At 61.5% G+C, this 15306-nt stretch carries 14 protein-coding genes and 1 other RNA gene; 9 read left to right on the plus strand and 6 right to left on the minus strand.

Features of this window, described 5'->3' with window-relative positions; all coding sequences use genetic code 11:
• The first annotated feature begins 88 nt into the window (after positions 1-88).
• On the plus strand, positions 89-466 hold the full coding sequence (locus HJB84_RS16555) for a DoxX family protein (RefSeq protein ID WP_221116396.1): 378 nt from the start codon (positions 89-91) through the stop codon (positions 464-466).
• A gap of 5 nt (positions 467-471) precedes the next feature.
• Here HJB84_RS16555 and HJB84_RS16560 read toward each other — a convergent pair whose 3' ends face one another.
• The 3 genes from HJB84_RS16560 to HJB84_RS16570 form a co-directional block, all read right to left on the minus strand.
• The gene (locus tag HJB84_RS16560; RefSeq protein ID WP_207581689.1) at positions 472-2583 is read right to left on the minus strand and encodes a mechanosensitive ion channel family protein; all 2112 of its coding nucleotides are present in this window, start codon (positions 2581-2583) and stop codon (positions 472-474) included.
• A gap of 196 nt (positions 2584-2779) precedes the next feature.
• Entirely contained in the window at positions 2780-3811 is a 1032-nt protein-coding gene (gene gnd, locus HJB84_RS16565; RefSeq protein ID WP_207581690.1) for a phosphogluconate dehydrogenase (NAD(+)-dependent, decarboxylating), read from the minus strand.
• A gap of 129 nt (positions 3812-3940) precedes the next feature.
• Entirely contained in the window at positions 3941-4423 is a 483-nt protein-coding gene (locus tag HJB84_RS16570; protein ID WP_221116397.1) for an SRPBCC domain-containing protein, read from the minus strand.
• 71 nt (positions 4424-4494) lie between these two features.
• On the opposite strand from HJB84_RS16570, the gene HJB84_RS16575 reads away from it, so the two are divergent.
• The 3 genes from HJB84_RS16575 to HJB84_RS16585 all read left to right on the plus strand — a co-directional run bounded on the left by HJB84_RS16575 (position 4495) and on the right by HJB84_RS16585 (position 7610).
• Positions 4495-4827, plus strand: a complete 333-nt coding sequence (locus HJB84_RS16575; protein WP_207581692.1) for a helix-turn-helix transcriptional regulator — start codon at positions 4495-4497, stop codon at positions 4825-4827.
• A 145-nt stretch (positions 4828-4972) separates the two neighbouring features.
• The gene (locus tag HJB84_RS16580; protein WP_221116398.1) at positions 4973-5956 is read left to right on the plus strand and encodes an NAD(P)-dependent oxidoreductase; all 984 of its coding nucleotides are present in this window, start codon (positions 4973-4975) and stop codon (positions 5954-5956) included.
• Between the two features lie 166 nt (positions 5957-6122).
• A complete protein-coding gene (locus HJB84_RS16585) occupies positions 6123-7610 on the plus strand; it encodes an esterase-like activity of phytase family protein (protein ID WP_207581694.1) in 1488 nt (495 codons plus the stop codon).
• An 80-nt stretch (positions 7611-7690) separates the two neighbouring features.
• Here HJB84_RS16585 and ssrS read toward each other — a convergent pair.
• The 3 genes from ssrS to HJB84_RS16600 form a co-directional block, all read right to left on the minus strand.
• Positions 7691-7849, minus strand: a non-coding RNA gene (gene ssrS / locus HJB84_RS16590) — 6S RNA.
• 59 nt (positions 7850-7908) lie between these two features.
• Positions 7909-8295, minus strand: coding sequence for a cell division protein ZapA (locus HJB84_RS16595; RefSeq protein WP_221116399.1), 387 nt, complete (start codon positions 8293-8295; stop codon positions 7909-7911).
• Positions 8296-8421: 126 nt separating this feature from the next.
• Complete coding sequence (locus HJB84_RS16600; protein WP_037078920.1) at positions 8422-8697, minus strand: DUF4164 domain-containing protein; 276 nt, start codon at positions 8695-8697, stop codon at positions 8422-8424.
• Between the two features lie 332 nt (positions 8698-9029).
• Here HJB84_RS16600 and tkt point away from each other — a divergent pair, with 332 nt between their 5' ends.
• The 5 genes from tkt to HJB84_RS16625 all read left to right on the plus strand — a co-directional run bounded on the left by tkt (position 9030) and on the right by HJB84_RS16625 (position 15280).
• Entirely contained in the window at positions 9030-11003 is a 1974-nt protein-coding gene (tkt, locus tag HJB84_RS16605; protein WP_221116400.1) for a transketolase, read from the plus strand.
• A gap of 82 nt (positions 11004-11085) precedes the next feature.
• On the plus strand, positions 11086-12096 hold the full coding sequence (gap, locus tag HJB84_RS16610) for a type I glyceraldehyde-3-phosphate dehydrogenase (protein WP_207581697.1): 1011 nt from the start codon (positions 11086-11088) through the stop codon (positions 12094-12096).
• 242 nt (positions 12097-12338) lie between these two features.
• Positions 12339-12653, plus strand: coding sequence for a hypothetical protein (locus tag HJB84_RS16615; RefSeq protein ID WP_207581698.1), 315 nt, complete (start codon positions 12339-12341; stop codon positions 12651-12653).
• A 176-nt stretch (positions 12654-12829) separates the two neighbouring features.
• Positions 12830-13009 (plus strand): hypothetical protein, encoded by a 180-nt coding sequence (locus tag HJB84_RS16620; protein ID WP_221116401.1) that lies wholly within the window; start codon positions 12830-12832, stop codon positions 13007-13009.
• Between the two features lie 396 nt (positions 13010-13405).
• Positions 13406-15280 carry a potassium/proton antiporter gene (locus tag HJB84_RS16625; protein WP_207581700.1) on the plus strand — a complete coding sequence of 625 codons (1875 nt, stop codon included), beginning with the start codon at positions 13406-13408 and terminating at the stop codon, positions 15278-15280.
• Positions 15281-15306: the final 26 nt, after the last annotated feature.

The raw sequence follows: 15306 nt of genomic DNA on the forward strand, positions 1-15306 counted from the left end.
GGCGAGCGTGACGGCACATTGCATTTTCGTAAGCTTCGGGCGAGCTTGACCCTTGCCGGAGATTTGAGATGCGGGAGAACAGTTCGATATGCATGATGGCCCGGCGCTGATGATGATCGTCCTCGGCCGTCTGTTGCTGGGCGGCATCTATGTCGCTGGCGGCATTCATCATTTTTTCGTCATCGTGCCGCTGACCGACGCGATCGAGGCCCGCGGCGTCCCTCTTGCGAAATCGGTGCTGCTCTCGGGCAGCATGTTCCAGATCGTTGCCGGCCTCCTGCTGATGCTGGGCCTCTTCGTCACGGCGGCGGCATTCGGTCTCATCCTCTTCACTCTTGCCGCCACGATCATGCTGCTGAATTTCTGGGATATGCACGGAACGGCCCGCGATAGCGCGATCAACACCTGGAAAACCAACATGGCGATCATCGGCGGCCTGTTGATTACAGCCGCCGGTGCAATGTGAGGCGGCTATGCCGCCGGCTCGCCATTCGCCCGCGCATGGGCGGCGTAGCGGGCGACGGCAGCATCGACCTCCGCATCGCGATCACCCGCCACCTGCACCGTCGGCACGGCGAATTCGATGCCGTTCTCCTTGAAGGCATTGCGGATCATCGCCAGCGCATTGCGGCGGATGACGAATTGCTCGCCGGGTTTCGTCATCATCGACAGCCGGATTTCGATCGCGAATTCGCCGAACTGCTCGACACCCTTCATCTTCAGCGTCTCGATGATATGAGGGCCGAATTCCGGATTTTCGAGCAGCGTCTGGCCGATCTGCTTGATCACCTTCTTCGCCTTGACCAGATCGGTGTCGTATTTGACGTTGAGGCTGATCTTGTCGATCGTCCAGTCGCGGTTGAGGTTCTTCACCGCGCCGAGTTCGCCGAATGGCACCGTCGTCAGCGGCCCGCGATGATGTCTGAGCTTCACCGAGCGCAGGCTGAAAGCCTCGACCACGCCCTTGTGGCTGCCGCTTTCGATATATTCGCCGATACGGAAGGCATCGTCCCAGAGATAGAACATGCCGCTGATGACGTCCTTGACGATCGTCTGCGCACCGAAGCCGACCGCGACGCCGACGACGCCCGCGCCGGCTATCAACGGCCCGATCTCGATGCCGAGGCCGGAGAGCACCATCAAAGCGGCGATGACGGCGATGACGACGGCAAGGATATTGCGGAAGATCGGCAGCAGCGTCAGGATCCGTGCGCGTTTGGCCTTCTCTTCGTCCGTTGCTCCGCCATCCACGGATGAATCGAGCAGCTTGCCGTCGATATAGGCCTTTATGACATGCCAGAGAAGATCGGCGGCAAGCAGGATGACGATGCCGCCGATGACGCCGCGCGCGATCTTGTCGACCATGGTGTCGCCGGCGGCCATCGTATCGGCGCCGACGCCGAGCATGCGCCCGAGCCAGATGGCGGCAATGGCAATGATCAGCGCCCGCACACCGCGGTCGAGCAACACGGCCGCAATGCGGCGCGTGGCCAGGAAGCTTGCTTCGGTCTGCTGCAGCGATTTTACCGCAATCGTCGAGACGGCAAGCACGCGCGGCAGCAGCAGCACATAGATGCCGAGCCAGAGCAGCCAATTGAAGCCTGCGACCCAGAGGCTCCAGAGCAACAGGAAATAAACGATGAGCGCCCAGGAGGTCCCGTGACCGCGCTTCTCATCCTTGTGCGGCCGCGACCAGACCGCTTCGATCGCAATCAACAGCAGGCCGATGCCGAGGATATAACCGACGAGGAGCCGCACACTCGCGGAATAGCCAAGCGGCTCCATCGACTGGATCACCGCCCAGCCAAGCATGAAATAGATGACGAAGGTCGCGCAACGGCGGTACCAGAAGAGCGCAACGGCACGCCCCGGCATCGTCGGGGCGGTGATGCCCTGTCGTTCTTCTTCGGCCCGCGCCAGCCCGATGAGATCGACCAGCACGCCGCCGAGGCAGATCGTGAAGCGTTGCACGATGAGCGCGACGACGCAGACGATCGCGATGCTCTGGCTAAGCGGTGGCCAGCCGAGGCTGAGAAGCGCAAGCACCGTTGCCGCCGCGAAGATCAACGCCGGGATGACGCGCGGCGCCAAATGCATGCCGGCCATCTCAGCCAGGCGACGCCGGCGACGGCGGAAGGCATAACGGGCAATGCTCTCGACAATAGCGCCGAGCAGGAAGATCGCCAGGAACTGCGCCACCATGCGCGACCAGCCGTTCGCGGCGATCTCACCGAAGAACAGCGAGGATGCATTGCCGATCTGAAAGGGTAGCGTCATCGCTGCATCGGAGACCATCGAGACGTGCCGGCGGGCATGCTGCAATAGGCCTGACAGCACCGACATCTGATCCGCAGCCGCGGAACCGCCCGCAGGTGCTGTCGCCATCTGGTTCGACATCCACTGCTTGACTTCAGGTTTCTGCATGAGCTCCATCATCTCACGCACTTCGGCCGGCGGACCTGCTGCGGCAGGAACCGAAGATGGGCTCTGCGCCGCTCCTGGGGAAACTGCCGCAGCAAGCGTCGACAGCGCCATTGTCCAGAATAGGGCGACCCTGAATATCCCTGCCATGTCACGCTTCATTGCCGCCCTCCGATGGAGCGCCGGCCGCCGACACAAGGCGAGGCGGACGTCTCCCGATAGCAATGGAATAGCCGCGACCGATGCCGGCAGCAAGGAGGGCGAAAGCGAAGACCGTGAGGAAAGGCCGGCAGTTTTATGGCCGCCGCCCTCGCCACACCAGGTCACAATGCGAAACGGGCGCGCACGACGCCTGACTTCACGATTTGGCGGCCGGCTTTTCCACGTGGCCACCAAAGCCCGCCCGCATCGCCGACAGCACCTTGTTGGCGAATTCGTCGTTGTCGCGCGAGGAGAAGCGGCCGTAGAGCGCAGCACTCAGCACCGGTGTCGGCACGCTTTCGTCGATTGCCGCCATGATCGTCCAGCGGCCCTCGCCGCTGTCGGAGACGCGGCCGGCATATTTCGACAGCGAGGGGTCGGCATGCAGCGCATCGGCTGTCAGATCGAGCAGCCAGGAGGTGATGACGCTGCCGCGGCGCCAGACTTCGGCGACATCCTGCAGGTTGAAGTCGTATTGGAAATGTTCGGGATGGGCAAGCGGCGCGGTTTCCGCGTCGGCCACATGCGAGGCAGCGCCGATATTGGCGTGTTGCAGGATATTGAGACCCTCGGCATAGGCGGCCATCAGGCCATATTCGATGCCGTTATGCACCATCTTGACGAAATGACCGGCTCCATGCGGGCCGCAATGCAGGTAGCCCTGTTCCGCGGTGCTGGCCGCAGCCGCTTCGGCGGTGCGGTTCGGCGAGGCTTCCGTCGTGCCGGCGCCGGGCGCCAGCGTCGCGAAGATTGGGGATAGATGCTGGACGGTGCCCTTTTCGCCACCGATCATCAGGCAATAACCGCGCTCCAGGCCGAAGACGCCACCGCTGGTGCCGACATCGACATAGTGGATGCCCTTGGTGATAAGTTCGGCGCCGCGGCGGATATCGTCGTGGTAATACGAGTTGCCGCCGTCGATGACGATGTCGCCGTTCTGCAGCAGCGGCATCAGGCTCGCCAGCACCTTGTCGACGATCGCCGCCGGCAGCATCAGCCAGATTGCCCTGGGATGGGTGAGCTTCGAGACGAACTCTTCGAGCGAAGCGCTGCCGGTCGCACCGAGGCCCGCGAGTTCGGCAACGCTTTCCGGCCTGGCGTCGTAGACGACGCATTCGTGACCGCCCCGCATCAACCGCTGGACCATGTAGTTGCCCATGCGGCCCAAACCAACCATGCCAAGCTGCATAATAAAATCTCCTGGAAATCGAGATGAAGTATCGAATCCGGAAATTAGCACCCGCAGTGTGACAGGCAAGCGAAGTCTGGCCCCTATGGGCGAATGCGACGATTGCGCCGCCGATCTCCTTGAGGTTCGTCAGGCATCCGGCGCGCTGGCCGGCTCTCCCTTCATTTCGCTGAGGAACATGCCCTCGCGCAGATTGATGCCATATTCGATAAAAGCCTTCATGCAGCAGAGCATCTGAGTCCAGCCCTCGCAGTTTAGATAGCTGCCGCGCCGGCCGGCATCGTCCTCGCGCCAGCCGGTCTCGGCGATGGTCACCAAGGTGCCGCCATCCTCCAGCGGCTTGAAATTCATCTCCACCGACGTCTTATAGGTCGTCTTGTCGTCGTCGGTGCCGCCATCCCAGCGGAGCACGATGCGGCTTTCCGGCACGAGTTCGACCACCTCCACTTGGGCGTCCTTCCACCAGGTCACCGTCGTGCCCTTGACGAGCGGTGCGCTCGCCCCGCCGATCGTGGTGAAATAGCTGCTGAGCTTCTTTGGGTTAACGACGGCGTCAAATACCTCTGCGACGGGACGGCCGATGCGGCCGGAAACACGGATTCCGAGAGACATGGCACTTCTCCTCTTCTCCATTATGCTCGTATTCCATTGTACTCGGATCCATTATGTTATAAAACCATAACATGTCAAGCGAATCGACCGACGACCCCGTTTTCAAGGCGCTGGCGCATCATCGCCGCCGCGAAATCCTCGACCTGCTCAAGGATGCCCCCCGCACCACAGGGACGCTCTGCGAGATGTTTCCGCAAATGGACCGCTGCACGGTGATGCAGCATCTGAAAGTGCTGGAGGAAGCCGATCTGGTCATCGCCCGGAAGGAAGGCCGCGAACGCTGGAACCACCTGAACAGCCTGCCGATCAAGCACATCCATGACCGCTGGATCAGCGCTTACGCCGGCCACGCTCTATCGATCCTCGACCGGTTGAGGAGCGATCTCGAAGGCCAGACGGAATAATGATCCGGCGGTCGAACAGCTCGCTTCCCGGCCCCTTGTCAGAGCATCGGCTGAGCCTGCAGCTTTCCTGCATGCTCATGCATAAATCATGCGTTGTCCGCAAACGTCAGTCTTTATAGCCTCCGCCGCCGAAGGAGAGGATGCAATGACGATACTGGTGACGGGAAGCGCCGGCCATCTCGGCGAGGCGCTGATGCGCAGCCTGCGAGCGCAAGACCGGACGGCGCGCGGAATCGATATCAAACCCTCAGCGTCCACCGACGTGGTCGGCTCGATCGCTGATCGCGCTTTCATCCGGCAGGCGATGTCGGACATCCGCCACGTCGTCCATGCCGCCACACTGCACAAGCCGCATGTGGCGACCCACGGCAATCGCGATTTCCTCGACACCAATGTCGGCGGCACGCTGAACCTGCTCGAAGAGGCGGTCGCCGCGGGCGTTGCAAGCTTCGTCTTCACCAGCACCACCAGCGCCTTCGGTGCGGCATTGACGCCGGCCGCCGGCGAACCGGCGGCATGGGTGACCGAGGACATGCTTCCAGTCGCGAAAAACATCTACGGCGTGACGAAACTCGCCGCCGAAGGTCTGTGCGAATTCTTCGCCCGCAACTCCGGCCTGCCGGTCGTCATTCTCAGGACATCGCGCTTCTTTCCCGAAATCGACGACGATCCTCACATTCGCGGCGGCTATTCGGCAGAGAATGCCCATGCCAACGAGCTTCTTCACCGCCGCGTCGATATCGCCGATGTGGTCCGCGCCCATCTGCTGGCGCTCGACAAGGCGCCGGCAATCGGCTTCGGCCGCTACATCGTCTCCGCCACGACGCCGTTTTCGGCGACCGATCTCGTCGCGATCCGGCACGACGCGTCTCTTGTCGTCGAACGACTGTTTCCGGGTGCAGGCGCTCTCTATGCATCACGCGGGTGGACGATGTCCCCGACGCTCGACCGTGTCTATGTCAACGCTCGCGCAAGGCGGGAACTGGGCTGGCAGCCCCGATATGATTTCCAACTCGTACTCGATTGCCTGCGCGACAACAGGGAATGGCGCAGCCCCTTGGCGCTGGACGTCGGCTCGAAATTCTACCACGACGAGGTCTTTGCCGAAGGGCCTTATCCGGCCGGGTAAGCAGCAAACTGGAATGCGGACACGCGGATGCCCGACATTCTCTCGGCATGGCCTTTTCGCTGCAAAGCGTCATCCAGATATCATGATCCCGTCATAGACCGTCTGCGGTGTCCGGCCTGCCGGCGGAAGCCGTTTCGAGAGCGCTTTTGACCGAGAGGGTATTTTCATGAAAAACGTCAGACCATATGCATCGCGGCTGTTCGCCGCGGTTCTTGCCGCATCCGCCGCCGTTCCGGCCGTCGCAATGGCCGAGAATTCCGCCACCGCCGGCGGCCTCACCTTCATCAACAAAGGCCTGGTCAGCATCGGCCGCATCCCGGCCAACCAACGCGACAAATTCGGTGAGACCTTCGGTTCCGGCTCTGGCATGGCGATCGATCCAACCGCCTGGAGCCGCGACGGCGCCAGCTACAAGGGCATGCTCTACCTGCTGCCCGACCGGGGTTACAATGTCACCGGCACAGTCGACTACCGCCCGCGCCTGAACACCATCGCGATCAGCCTCACGCCGGTTGCTCCGGGCGCAACACCCGAGGCCGGCAAGGAGCAGTCCGGCGTCGACGCAAAGCTTGTCGATTCCATGCTCTTTGTCGATGACAAGGGCGCTGACATGACCGGTCTCGATCCGGAATCCGGCGTGCGCGTCGCTGCCGGCAATTTTCCGCCGCTGCCGCAGGCTGTAAACGGCAAGATCGCGCTCGACAATGAAGCCATCATCCGCATGGCCGACGGCACCATGTTCGTCAGCGACGAATACGGCCCTTATATCTACCGCTTCGTAGCCGACGGCCACCTGCTCTCGGCGACCCAGCCGCCGAAGGCGCTTTTGCCGATGCGCAAGGGCGCGCTGAGCTTCGCCTCCAACAATCCCGGCCCCGGCGCCTCCGCTCCTGATCCGAAGGATCCGGAGACCGGACGCCAGAACAACCAGGGGCTCGAAGGCATGGCAATGACGCCGGACGGCAAGTTCATCATATCAGTGCTGCAGTCGGCCACCCGCCAGGACGGCGGCGATTCCAGCTCGACCCGTCAGAATACCCGCGCCATGATCTATGACGCCGCCGATCCCGATCATCTGAAGCTGGTGCATGAATATGTTGTGCCGCTGCCGGTCTTCAAAGATGCCAAGGACAAGACGGTGATCGCCGCCGAGAGCGAAATCGTCGCCCTGTCCGACAAGACCTTCCTGATGCTCGCCCGCGACAGCGGCAACGGCCAGGGCCTGAAGGGCGACACCTCGCTCTACCGCAAGATCAACATCGTCGACCTCTCCGATGCGACCGATATCGCCGGCAGCGATTTCGATGCCGACAAGCCGATCGCGCCGAAGGGCGTCGTCGATCCCTCGCTGACGACGGCGACGCTGACGCCCTTCATCGACATCAACAACAAGGCCGACCTTGCTCGCTTCGGCCTGCACAACGGTGCGCCGAACGACAAGAACAACCTGTCGGAAAAATGGGAAGCCATGGGTCTTGCAAGCGTTCTCGACCCGAACCTGCCGGACGACTACTTCCTGTTCCTCGCCAATGACAACGACTTCTTGACACAGGATGGTTTCCAGGTCGGTGCGGCTTACAAAGCGGACGGCGGTGCCGATGTCGACACGTTGTTCCAGGTCTTCCAGATCACCCTTCCAGGTCTGAAAAAATAGCGGACGCGCTGAACCGGGCGGACGCGTAAACCGCGTTCGCCCTGTCGGTCCGGCGCCGTCGAAGGGGATGGAAGGGAAAGGTGCGATCCACGACAACCGATGGATGTTTACGATCCTGGGTGCCTACAAACGTAGGTGGGCGCCGTGTGTCCAGGCCCACGGGCCTAGCCAGGGACAGCTCCCTTTGGATCGAGTATGGCCCCAGGGATTGTGGTTCCTGTCGAGAGGCGCAGACCGCATCGCGATATATAAGGTCGTTTGCGCCAGCGCGCCAGTGGCGGCGGCACGTCGTCGTTATTTAATTCAGATCCATTGAGTTCGGGGCGGGCCGTCCGTTCAGCTTGTCGGTGATTCCGCGAATCCGACTTGAAACCTCGCTGAGCGCCGCCGCGAGATTTTCTTCGGTGCGGGCGGTGGCCGCAAGCACCGTGTCGCGGTTGCCGCGCAGCGACTCGAGCTCGGATTCGAGCCCGGCGACGCGGCGCGTCAACTCGGAAATCTCGTCCATGATCATGATACCGGCCATGACGGTGATCCTGAGATCGCCGATTTCCCCGAACTGCCCCTTGAGATGGCCGACATAGCGGTCGAAACTGGTCGCCAGATCGGTCAGGTGGTCCTCCTGCCCTTCCTCGCAGGCCATGCGATAGGCCTTGCCGTCGATCGTTACCGTCACCTGCGCCATGCCAAACTCTTTCTACGAGAGCATGATGCCGAAAGGTATGAGCGGTTTTCGGACGACATCATGCTTAACGCTTAAATGAGAACAGGATTCAGATTTTGGGCCAACTTGGCCTAAAATCATCCTGTTCTAGCGATCCAGAACCGCGCGGATCGTTTCCATGGCCGTCACCAGCCGCCGCGATACCTCGCGGTTGACTTCCTCAAGCCGGTTTGCGCGGAATTCGGCCTGGTCGAGCTCCTGCGCCAGCCGCGAACGGTCGGCGTGCACGCGCCGCACCTCGCCCTCGATCTCGCCCTGCTCGCGCTGCCGCTCGACGCGCATGTCGACGGCATTTTCGAGGCCCGAAATCGCCTGTCTCAATTCGTTGAGCGCTGCTTCCATGGTTTTGCCTGTGGGCATCATGCCTTCCCGATTCCCGCGCAGGATCCGCGAATCGGCACGCCGCGCCGATCCTGCGATTTAAAAAAGATATGCAGCTCGCCGACGGCCCGTCAATAAATCCTGTCACCTGCCTACCGGCCTATCCTGTGGATGAGCGTTTTACACATGCCGACAATAGGTGATTTGTCATTTGTACAACCGCGCGATCAAATGTCAAAATTGCCATTGCCCGCCCGGATTTGGCTTGCCATTTATTGACTTGCCCGCCCCAACTGCTATGTCTCTGCCGCTTTCACTCGATGGTCTTGGAGGCTCGAGGCCATCCCCCGACACCCGGAACTTGCGGAAAAGCCATGACCTCTCCCGAACAACACGACCGGATGGCGAATGCAATCCGTTTTCTCGCCATGGACGCCGTTGAAAAGGCGAACTCAGGCCACCCCGGCATGCCGATGGGCATGGCTGATGTGGCAACGGTCCTGTTCACCAAATATCTGAAGTTCGATCCGAAGAAGCCGCGCTGGCCGAACCGCGATCGCTTCGTACTCTCGGCCGGCCACGGCTCGATGCTGCTCTATTCGCTGCTGTATTTGACCGGTTATCCTGACATGACGATCGAAGATCTGAAGCAGTTCCGTCAGCTCGGCTCGAAGACTGCCGGTCATCCGGAATACGGTCACGCGACCGGCATCGAAACGACGACCGGTCCGCTCGGCCAGGGTATTGCCAATTCCGTCGGCATGGCGATCGCCGAACGCAAGCTGCGCGAGGAATTCGGCGCCGATCTTCAGGATCACTATACCTATGCGATCTGCGGCGACGGCTGCCTGATGGAGGGCATCAGCCACGAAGCCATCGCGCTCGCCGGCCACCTGAAGCTCAACAAGCTCGTTCTGTTCTGGGACAACAACTCGATCACCATCGACGGCGCCGTGTCTCTCTCGGATTCCACCGATCAGGTCGCCCGTTTCAAGGCCGTTCATTGGAACACGATCGAGATCGACGGTCACGATCAGGCTGCCGTCGCCGAAGCGATCGAGGCTGCCCACAAGTCCGACCGGCCGACCTTCATCGCCTGCAAGACGATCATCGGCTTCGGCGCCCCGAACAAGCAAGGCACCCATAAGGTCCACGGCAACCCGCTTGGTGCCGAGGAAATCGCCGCCACGCGCAAGGCGCTGAACTGGGAATCTGAGCCCTTCGTCATCCCGTCGGACGTCTTGGATACCTGGCGTGCAGCCGGCGCCCGCTCCGTCGATCTCGTCAACGCCTGGGAACAGGGTCTGGCCAAGGCTCCGGCCAAGGCCGAATTCACCCGCCGCATGGCAGGCGAGCTGCCGGAAGGCTTCGATGCCGCAATCAGCGCCTTCAAGAAGAAGCTTGCCGAGACCAAGCCGACCGTTGCCACTCGCAAGGCTTCGGAAGACGCGCTCGAGGTCATCAACGGCTTCCTGCCGGAAACGCTCGGCGGCTCCGCCGACCTGACGCCGTCGAACAACACCAAAACCAGCCAGATGCACTCGATCACGCCGACGGATTTCGCCGGCCGTTACATGCATTGGGGCATCCGCGAGCACGGCATGGCCTCTGCGATGAACGGCATTGCGCTGCACGGCGGACTGATCCCGTATAGCGGCGGCTTCCTGATCTTCACGGATTATTGCCGCCCGCCGATCCGCCTTGCTTCGCTGATGGGCATCCGTGTCATCCATGTCCTGACGCATGACTCGATCGGCGTCGGCGAAGACGGCCCGACGCACCAGCCGGTCGAACAGCTCGCCGGTCTGCGTGCCATCCCGAACCTGATGATCTTCCGTCCGGCCGACGCCACGGAAACGGCGGAATGCTGGCAGATCGCCATCAAGACGCACAACCGTCCTTCGGGCCTTGCTCTGACGCGCCAGAACCTCACTGCGTCTCGCACCGAATACAGCGAAAAGAACCTCTGCGAACAGGGCGCTTATACGCTGGCCGGCAATGCCGACGCCAAAGTGACGATCTTCGCCTCCGGTTCAGAAGTCGAAATCGCCGTCGCCGCCCGCGCAGCCCTTGAAGCCAAGGGTGTCACGGTGCGCGTCGTATCGGTTCCCTGCACGGAACTGTTCTTCGAGCAGCCGGACGCCTATCGCAAGGAAATCCTCGGCAACTCACCGGTAAAGATTGCCGTCGAAGCCGCCGTCCGCGAAGGCTGGGATGCCTTTATCGGACCGGAAGGCACTTTCGTCGGTATGAAGGGCTTCGGCGCTTCCGGCCCGGTGAAGGACGTTTACAAGCATTTCGGCATCACCACCGACGCCGTCGTTGCGGCCGCGGAAGCAAAGCTTTAATGAGGGCGCCTTGAGGCGCTCTCCATCTCCTCAATTCCAGGCCCGGCTGTATCGGGCCCTACTCTATCGGGAGTGAATGAACATGACAGTCAAGGTTGCCATCAACGGCTTCGGCCGCATTGGCCGCAACGTCCTTCGCGCCATCGTCGAATCCGGCCGCACCGACATCGAAGTCGTCGCCATCAACGACCTCGGCCCCGTCGAAACCAATGCCCACCTGCTACGCTACGACTCGATCCACGGTCGCTTCCCGGCCACCGTGAAAGTCGAGGGTGACTCGATCATCGTCGGCAACGGCAAGCCGATCAAGGTCACCGCCATCAAGGATCCGGCGACACTTCCGCACCGCGAACTCGGCGTCGACATCGCGATGGAATGCACCGGCATCTTCACCTCCCGTGACAAGGCTGCCGCCCACCTGACGGCCGGCGCCAAGCGCGTCATCGTTTCGGCACCTGCAGACGGCGCCGATCTGACTGTCGTCTTCGGCGTCAATCATGACCAGCTCACCAAGGAGCACATGGTCATCTCCAACGCGTCCTGCACGACAAACTGCCTGGTGCCGGTTGTAAAGATCCTCGACGACGCCGTCGGCATCGACCACGGCTTCATGACGACGATCCACTCCTACACCGGCGACCAGCCGACGCTCGACACGATGCACAAGGACCTGTATCGCGCCCGCGCCGCCGCTCTTTCGATGATCCCGACCTCGACAGGCGCTGCCAAGGCAGTCGGCCTCGTTCTGCCGCATCTGAAGGGCAAGCTCGACGGCACCTCGATCCGCGTTCCGACCCCTAACGTTTCCGTCGTCGACTTCAAGTTCGTCGCCAAGAAGGCCACCAGCGTTGGCGAAATCAACGAAGCCATCATGGCTGCCGCAAATGGCAAGCTGAAGGGCGTCCTCGGCTACACCGACGAGCCGCTCGTCTCCCGTGACTTCAACCACGACAGCCACTCCTCGATCTTAGCAACCGATCAGACTAAAGTCATGGAAGGTAATTTCGTGCGCGTCCTGTCCTGGTACGACAATGAATGGGGCTTCTCCAGCCGCATGTCCGACACGGCTGTTGCGTTTGCCAAGCTCATCTGAGCGCTCTTAAGGCATCGACATGCAAGCGGCCCGGGAAACCGGGCCGCTTTTTGTTGCCATGCCGCAAACGAAACCAACCTTTCCGCACTGGTATCTTTTCGTCCATTGCAGAGATGAGATCTGTTAGGATAACTCGCCTGGACATTCCAAAATGCCCAGTTTCCTCGCGCCGCATCGGCCACCGGCCAGGCGCGGAACACCAATACCGTGCGGCAGCAGTGTCGCTGATATGAGAGAGATGGATGGATTACTTTACCGTAGAAATCGCCGGCCGTGCCGTTGCCAGCTTTCGCTCCGAAAATCACGAGGAAGCGACCCATTTCTTCGAGGCGGAAGACTTTCGTGACGATCTGACCATCCTGGAATCCGAAGGCAAACCCCTGTGGGACCGTAAAGCGGTGCTCAGCCTGCGCAAGGCAACCGCCGAGGAGGCCAGCGAAGTCGAGCACGCCTATGAATTCGACGATGATCCGGAACGGACCATCGAGGACGAGTTCGTCGTTTTCCTGGTCCCGGTCGCGGATCTGACCGACGTGGGCGAGGACTCAGAAGACTGACCGACGATCTGCATCGTTTTCCGATTTCGAAAGCCACACCGAAGCGACGGGTTCGGTGTGGCGTTGCCGTCCGCAGGCAAGGATTGATCACTTGGCAATCCGCTGGCAAAGCGTGATAGATTGCCGAGATGCATAGCGCCGCGCAATGGCGAAGATAATCCAAGTGGAGGCGATTAATGGCAGAGGCACAAAAACGCTTGTCCCACACCGCGCTCAAGCGGCGGCAGCGGTTTCACCGCAAGCGGGACGTCCGACCTGCGGTGCTTGCAAAGGCCAATCGCCTGGTTATCTGGGTCGCCGCGTTCATCGGTCTCTCGTTTCTCGCCATCGTCATTTTTCAGGCGGTGTTGGGATAGCAGAGCAGCGGCCCCGCTCTCTGCATGCGCGCCTGCAATCCCTTTTCCCATCATTGAGAAGGCAGACGCACCGCGTGAACGCAAAAACGTGGCTTGGCCTGTTGTCGTTCGCAGATACCGGCAGGAAAAATCCGTGCCTGTCTCTTTTGCCCTGCTCTCGCCTGAATTTCCGATACATTCCTTATAGACAATTTCTCCCGTAGCATTCCGTGTCGGTTGGCCGTCCGGCAGCCGTTCAGTAGCATGATGCAGCGTCGCGACGAGGTTAAGCCGCAAGGCCTACCCTTCTCTGACGTTTTGCCGTTTACTGGACCGCCGCGGGTGAGGAGGGGTTGGAGTAAGGCGGATCGGCCGGGGCGGCTGTATTCGTCAAGCAGTCGATGGAAAGGGGTGGGCATGGAAGCGTTTTATATCGTGGTGCTGGTCTCGACGGCGCTCGTGCTTCTTGCCGCTTTTTCGAGCCTGCTTGCCTTCCGCTTCGGCGCCCCCCTGCTGCTGCTTTTCCTCATGATCGGCCTTGCCGCCGGCGTCGACGGGCTCGGCATTGAGTTCAGCAACAATTACCTCGCCTATATTCTCGGCTCTATCGCGCTGGCCGTCATCCTGTTTGATTCCGGCTTTGGCACGCCGATGCAGGCCTTCCGCCTGGCGGCCGTTCCCTCGCTGGCACTCGCGTCGGTCGGCGTGCTGATTACCGCCTCGCTCTTTGCCTTCGCGGCGATGTGGCTTTTGAACTTCACCTGGCTGGAAGGTCTGCTGCTCGGCTCGATCGTCGCATCGACGGATGCCGCCGCCGTCTTCTTCCTGCTGCGCATTGGCGGCATCAACATCCGCGACAAGGTGCGCTCAACGCTGGAGGTCGAATCCGGCACCAACGACCCGATGGCGATCTTCCTCACCATCGCCCTTGTCGAGGTGCTGGCGAGCGGCGAGCGTTCCGCCGGCATCAATATCGGCATGCTCGCCATGTTCGTGCAGCAGATGGGCCTCGGCGTCATCCTCGGCCTGCTCGGCGGCATGATGATCGTGCTGATCGTCAGTAAGCTGGACACCGATCGCGGCCTGACGCCGATCTTCGTGCTGGCGCTTGCCCTTCTCGTCTTCTCCTTCACCGGCGCGGTCGGCGGCAGCGGCTTCCTCGCCGTCTATGTCGCCGGCATTTACGCCGGAAACCGCAAGATGCAGGCGATCGGCACCATCAAACGCTTCCAGGACGGCATGACCTGGCTGGCGCAGATCATCATGTTCCTGGTGCTCGGCCTGCTTGCGACGCCGTCGCAATTCCCGGTCATCATCGTGCCCGCCATTCTGCTTGCCCTCTTCCTGACCTTTGTCGCCCGGCCGTTGGCGGTCTGGCTGTCGCTGCTCCCGTTTGATTACACGCAGCAGGAAATCGGCTTCGTTGCCTGGGTCGGCCTGCGTGGCGCCGTCTCCATTCTGCTTGCCATCATGCCCATCCTCGGCGGGCTTGAGAACGGACAAATCTATTTCAACACGGCCTTCATTATTGTGCTGGTCTCGCTGCTCCTCCAGGGCTGGACGATCAAGCCCGTCGCCAAGAAGCTCGGCCTGATCATTCCGCCGCGCATCGGTGCCGTCGATAAGGTCGAGGTCGACCTGCCGGGCGCGGCCAACCACGAACTGCTCTCCTACCGCGTCATCAAGGATAGTCCAGTGCTGCGTGGCGAACGCATCCCGCGTTGGGCGACGCCTTCGCTGGTGATCCGCGACGGCAAGTCGATGCGCTACCAATATGCCGGGCGGCTGCGCGAGAACGATCTCGTCTACCTCTTCATCGTGCCGAGCTACTCCCGCCTGCTCGACCGGCTCTTCGCCAGCCGTGCGCCAGTGGATGAGGACGATGCCGATTTTTTCGGAGCCTTCGCGCTCTCACCTGCCCGCCCCGCCGCCGATCTCGACGCCGCCTATGGCCCCGGCCTGCTCAACGAAACGGAAAAGGGCCTGACGATCGCCGAATTGATGCGTCAGCGCCTCGGCGGTAAGGCCGATTATGCCGACCGCGTCCGTCTCGGCTCCATCATTCTCATCGTCCGCGATCTCGACGAGCACGACCACATCACCTCCGTCGGAATGTCGCTCGAAGCGGTCGAACCAGCGATCACGCTGCCAATCTTCATCAATCTCAAGGACATCATCCAACGCATCCGCGACCGGCTGAAAGGGCGCCGAAGCCGCGAAACCGCCGCCTCCGAAATCGCGGCGAAAGCACCGCCCCGACGTGACGAAGGCACACGCGAAAACGGCCGTTGAACGCCTTGCGTCTCAAATGATCCTTG

The organism is Rhizobium sp. NZLR1b (assembly GCF_019685155.1).
Lineage (GTDB): Bacteria > Pseudomonadota > Alphaproteobacteria > Rhizobiales > Rhizobiaceae > Rhizobium.